The following is a 5,473-nucleotide window of genomic DNA, read 5'->3' on the forward strand; positions in this document are numbered from 1 at the left end:
AACGCATGATCTTCTCTCCTGAATTTTGAAACCATACCGCCACAGCGGGTTTCAAAATTCAGGAGAGAAGATCAGAGAAAGATTCGCTGAAGCGGACCGGCTAGAAGCCGGTGGCTTCGATCCATTAGGTGGAAAGTAAACCTGTTAACTGAAATTCAAACACTCGTATCTTCAGCCCGCTATGCTAGAAGATGTCTGCAGAGCCGAAAGAAACCAGCCAGGGGACAGGATGCTGAACTTAATCAAGTCTTTGTCGCGCAAGCAAAAGCGCAATATCTTTGTTTTGCTCGACTTATTGCTGATACCCGCGGCACTTCTCTTTGCATTCAGCCTCAGACTCCCGGCCGACGGCGCGACGGCTATGATGTGGAGCTATCTGCCCGTGCTGCCCTATCTGTTGGTCGTGGCGGCAGGCGTGTCGCTTTGGCTGGGCGTCTCTTCGACGACCTTGAACGAATACGAGTCTGAATCCGTCGGGCGTACGGTTGGTTTTGCAGCCATTCTGACCTTCACATCCTTGATACTGACAACAGCAGCCAACATTCAGATCGGCCTGAAACCGCAGGTGACCTTTGGCATCACCTTTTTCGTGTTTTCCGTCATCAGCCGTGCCGTCCTGTTGCAGGTGGTGATCGCGATGTACCGCAAAGGCAGTGACCGGTGCCGGGTATTGATCTACGGGGCGGGTACCACGGGTATTCAGCTCGTGTCGGCGCTGCGCAATCACGCGGTGATCGAACCTGTTGCCTTTGTCGATGACAGTCAGGCGTTGCAAGGGATCAACGTCTTGCGCCTGCCCGTCTACAGCCCGGTGCGCATTGCGGAAATCGTGGCCGAACGGCAGATCGACCGCGTCCTGCTGGCGATGCCATCACAAACACAGCCCAAGCAAATGCAGATCGCGCGCCGCCTGCAAAAAATGGGCCTCGAAGTGCAAACCTTGCCGTCCTTCTCGCAGCTGATCGGCGAAGAAGCCCTTGTCGACAAACTGACACCGGTCAATCCGCGCAGCTTTTTGGGCCGAGATGAAGTCAGCCCGCATCAGGGCGAAGGGTCCGAAGCCTATTCCGGGCGCCGGGTCCTGATTTCCGGCGCGGGCGGGTCGATCGGTTCGGAACTGAGCCGTCAGGTGCTTGAATGCCACCCGCAGAAATTGGTGCTGTATGAACTGAGCGAACACGCACTTTACCAGATTCATCAGGAAGTCATGCAACTGGTCGAAGGAAGCGACATCGAAATCGTTCCCGTGCTGGGATCCGTCACCGATGCACGGCAGGTGCGCCGGGTGCTGCAGGACCACGACATCGAAGTCATTCTGCATGCCGCCGCCTACAAACATGTGCCATTGGTGGAATCAAATCCGCTGGCGGGGTTGGCCAACAATGTCCTTGGCACGCACACTTTGGTCAGCGAAGCAGCCGCCTCGGGTGTGGCGCGCTTCGTACTGATCTCGTCTGACAAGGCGGTGCGCCCGACCAATATCATGGGGGCGTCCAAGCGGCTTGCCGAACTTGTTGTACAGGACACGGCCCATCGCATCGCCATCAAGAACGGTCTGGTGTTCGCAGCCGTGCGTTTTGGCAACGTGTTGGGCTCGTCCGGATCCGTCGTGCCCCTGTTTCAGGAGCAATTGAAACGCGGTGGGCCGTTGACCGTCACGCACCGCGACGTGTCGCGATTCTTCATGACCGTGCAAGAGGCCGTGCACCTGGTGCTGCGCGCCGGATCCATGGCCAAAGGCGGAGAAGTGTTTGTGCTGGATATGGGGAAACCCGTAAAGATCATGCAGCTCGCGCGGCAAGTGATCGAAAGCGCTGGCTTCACCGTTCGGGATGCACAGAACCCAGATGGCGACATGGAAATCGAATTTACCGGCTTGCGCCCCGGCGAAAAGATGACCGAAGAGCTGACGATAAACGGAACGTTGATCGGTACGGGCCACAAAAAGATCTTCTTTACGGTCGAAGAGAGCCTGAGCGAAATCGAAGTCGCGTCGGCCCTCCGCTCCTTGCGCCACGCGCTTGCCGCCGGCGATGAACAGCAAGCCCGGGACATGGTGATGCGTTGGGTAGATGGGTATCGCTTCACCCCAAACAGCAGCCGGGAGATGTCCGAAAGCGCCGTGCCTGTATCCTGAATGTCGCGCTTGGTGTCCCTTGAAAAAACGGTTGGCCCGAGACATTGCCTCAGATCAAGCTTCCGTGGTTTAACGTGTCAAAGTTTCCGGACACGAGCAGTGACCCATAATGTCTAAGACTCTTCGCACACTCAGATGGGCATGAATGTCAGGTCTCGCGCTTTGCGCAGCGACCATTGCAAACATTGCGCGCGCTCAGGATGTGCCACCGGGTACGGTCATCACCTCGTCACCGACCCTGAACTTCTACGGCCTTCCCGGCCTCATCGACATGCCCGGCGCAGATCCCTTGCCAGACGGTCAGGTGGCCATCAGCGTCTCGTATTTCGGAGGTCAGACGCGGACCTCGTTCTCGTTTCAGTTGACGCCCCGGATCAGCGGTACGTTCCGCTACATCGGAATACAGGATTGGGACTCGGATGGGTACAACACCTACCGCGATCGCAGCTTCGACATCCGCTATCTTATTCTGAGCGAAACCGAAACCAGACCGGCGTTGACGGTTGGGTTGCAGGATTTCTCGGGCACCGGCATCTATGCGGCTGAGTATTTTGTCGCCACAAAGAACTTCGATCAACCGTTCAGCCTGCCCGGCAAGTTCAAGATAACCGCAGGTCTGGGCTGGGGTCGTCTGGGATCATATGGCTCCATCGGATCGCCCTTCGGCGGCGATCGTCCGACGTTCACCAGCGGGGACACGGGCGGCAGCCCCTCGACGGACCAGTGGTTTCGCGGCCCGGTCGCCCCTTTTGGCGGGGTCGAATGGCAAGTCACCGATCGGTTTGGCCTGAAGGCGGAATATTCAAGCGACGCCTACGAGCCAGAAACCTCCCGTGGCGTGTTCGACCGCAAGTCGCAATTCAACTTTGGCGCGGAATATCAGGTCACCAACGGGATTCGTCTGGGCGCATATTATATGTACGGGTCCGAATTCGGGGTCAGTGCACAGCTTCAATTGAACCCCAACCGCCCGATCATACCATTTACGATTGCGGGCCCGCCGCCGGTTATCGTGCGTCCGAGCCGCAGCGAGATGCCCGAACGCTACGATACAAGCTGGGCGGAATCGGAACGCGCGCCAACCGTTATCCGCGATGCCATAGCACCGGAACTGGACGAAGTCGGTATTCAGATCGAAGCGGTGTACGTAACCGCGACCCGTGCGGAACTGCGGGTTACAAGCGAATTCATCGGTAATCAGGCCATCGTCGTGGGCCGTGTTGCGCGCTCCATGGCGCGCATCCTGCCCGCGTCCGTCGAAACATTTGACATCGTTTTGATGAACAACGGTCTGTCGATGTCCAAGGTCACGATCGAGCGGATCGAAATCGAAACACTGGAGTTCGAGCCAAATGCGAGCGGTGCCCTGCTGCCTGTGGCGGTGATCGGCAGCGCCGCGCCAAACGCGCCTGCAAATGCGCTGGTCACTCCGGATCTGTATCCTCAATACAGCTGGGCACTCGGACCCTATCTGCTCCCGTCCTATTTCGACCCGGACAAACCAATTCGGTTAGATGTTGGAATCGCGGCCGCCGCAGCGTATCGCTTCGCTCCCGGCTGGATCGTTGCCGGCGAAGTGCGTCACCGGGTGTGGGGCAACATTGCGGACTCCGAATTTGTGGGTGACTCTGCCTTGCCACCGGTCCGCACCGACGCTGTACTTTATGCACAGGGCGGCGATACGACGATGGAAAACCTCTACGTCGCCAAACAGTGGAAACCCAGCGAAGATACATTTGCCCGTGTGACGCTGGGATATTTCGAGCAGATGTACGGCGGCATTTCCACTGAATTTCTGTGGCAGCCCGCGGATAGTCGGCTCGGACTGGGCATCGAGGCGAACTATGTGAAACAACGGGACTTCAACCAGAGGTTCGGGTTCCGGGATTATGATATCGTTACGGGACATGCCTCTGCCTACTATACTTTTGGCGGCAACTATTTCGCTCAGGTCGACGCGGGCCGATATCTGGCCGGCGACTATGGCGCCACGTTCACGCTGATGCGCCAATTCGGCAATGGCTGGAGCGTCGGCGGCTTCTTTACCCTGACCGACGTGTCCTCAGAGGATTTCGGCGAAGGGTCGTTCGACAAGGGGATAACCTTCACCATTCCGATCAGCTGGTTCACCGGCCGTCCAAGCAAACAGACCTTTGGCCAGACCATCCGCCCAATCCAGCGGGACGGCGGTGCCCGCGTCTATGTGCCGGGTCGTCTCTATGGTCAGGTTGCCAGCGGTCAGGTGAATGACCTTATCGCCGACTGGGGAAGGGTTTGGGAATGATCCGGTCCGCTACGGCGTTCACAATGTGTGCCGCACTGTTTTTGTCAGCCTGTTCAGGCGGCAGAGAAACATCATCCGGTCTGGGCGCAGCGCTGCAAGCCACTGTCACGATTGCACAGGAAGGCCGCGAAGCCCGCGACAGACCTGCGCCTCCACCTCTGACACGGGATCTGATAGACAGAATTCCCGCCCCGGCGCTCGAAGTTGTTCTGGAAGATCGCGGTATCACCGGCCTTGTCGTGCCCTATGCGTCCCGCCGTGATGGGCGCAATGGAACGATTACAACATGGCGCAATGGCAGCGGGTCTCAGATCGTACTCAGAGACGGTGTGCTGATCTCCACACGCGGGATCGGCAACGATCTGGGGTCAAGCCGGGTAGACGCGGTGGTGCAGTCCATCAACACGCGCCAACCGGTCTCCGGCCCCCACAACCTGTTCGTTCTGGGCTATGCCAATTATACGACGCGGATCGATCTGGAATGCGAAATGGAATCGCTCGGCGAGACCAGAATCGAGATTGTCGAACGCGTCCACAGTGTCGTGCATCTCCGCGAGAATTGTGTCGGCCCGAATGGGCCCGTCACCAACGATTACTGGGTTGATCGATCAAGCAACACGGTGTGGCAATCTCGGCAGTGGGCTGGCCCGGACTTGGGGTATTTTCGCATCCGGAAGCTAAAAAAGTAGCGTTTTTGCCGCAGCCGCATGCAATTTTTCGCCGCTCCACGCAAAAGTTGCGAAGTTGATTGTTTTGCCGTGTGAACTATCGTAGGAGAAGTTGAGGATTTCAAAGGGTCATACCATGAAAAACACGTTCAAACTTATCACTGCCGCGGCTCTCGCCGTAACATGTAGCGCGACAATCTGGATGCGAGGAGCGCGTCAATCAGGATGAGAATCCTTGGTCGCGACACTTGAGACGATGCCGTCGTTTTCTATCGCGATCAAGGGTTTTGTGTTTTTGATTGTCGCGGCGCGTCAATCAGCTTGGATGTTAGCCGGTGTCGCTCTTTGAGCTGGGCGCCCAGGCCCCTTTGCTTGTTCGGCGGC

Annotated in this window: 3 protein-coding genes; all 3 read left to right on the plus strand. The window is 57.6% G+C overall.

What is annotated here, in order from left to right:
• Nucleotides 1-229: 229 nt before the first annotated feature.
• The 3 genes from LC354_RS26110 to LC354_RS26120 all read left to right on the plus strand — a co-directional run bounded on the left by LC354_RS26110 (nt 230) and on the right by LC354_RS26120 (nt 5,110).
• Nucleotides 230-2,137, plus strand: a complete 1,908-nt coding sequence (locus LC354_RS26110) for a polysaccharide biosynthesis protein (protein WP_223428886.1) — start codon at nt 230-232, stop codon at nt 2,135-2,137.
• A 145-nt stretch (nt 2,138-2,282) separates the two neighbouring features.
• Complete coding sequence (locus LC354_RS26115) at nt 2,283-4,421, plus strand: YjbH domain-containing protein (protein ID WP_223428887.1); 2,139 nt, start codon at nt 2,283-2,285, stop codon at nt 4,419-4,421.
• Nucleotides 4,418-5,110 (plus strand): YjbF family lipoprotein, encoded by a 693-nt coding sequence (locus tag LC354_RS26120; RefSeq protein ID WP_223428888.1) that lies wholly within the window; start codon nt 4,418-4,420, stop codon nt 5,108-5,110. Before LC354_RS26115 ends, LC354_RS26120 begins: the two co-directional genes overlap by 4 nt.
• Nucleotides 5,111-5,473 lie beyond the last annotated feature (363 nt).

The organism is Tateyamaria pelophila, assembly GCF_019966495.1.
Lineage (GTDB): Bacteria > Pseudomonadota > Alphaproteobacteria > Rhodobacterales > Rhodobacteraceae > Tateyamaria > Tateyamaria pelophila.

Coding starts and splice junctions, on each gene's coding strand:
- LC354_RS26110 (WP_223428886.1), top strand. CDS start 230: ATGCTGAACTTAATCAAGTCTTTGTCGCGCAAGCAAAAGCGCAATATC.
- LC354_RS26120 (WP_223428888.1), top strand. CDS start 4,418: ATGATCCGGTCCGCTACGGCGTTCACAATGTGTGCCGCACTGTTTTTG.
- LC354_RS26115 (WP_223428887.1), top strand. CDS start 2,283: ATGTCAGGTCTCGCGCTTTGCGCAGCGACCATTGCAAACATTGCGCGC.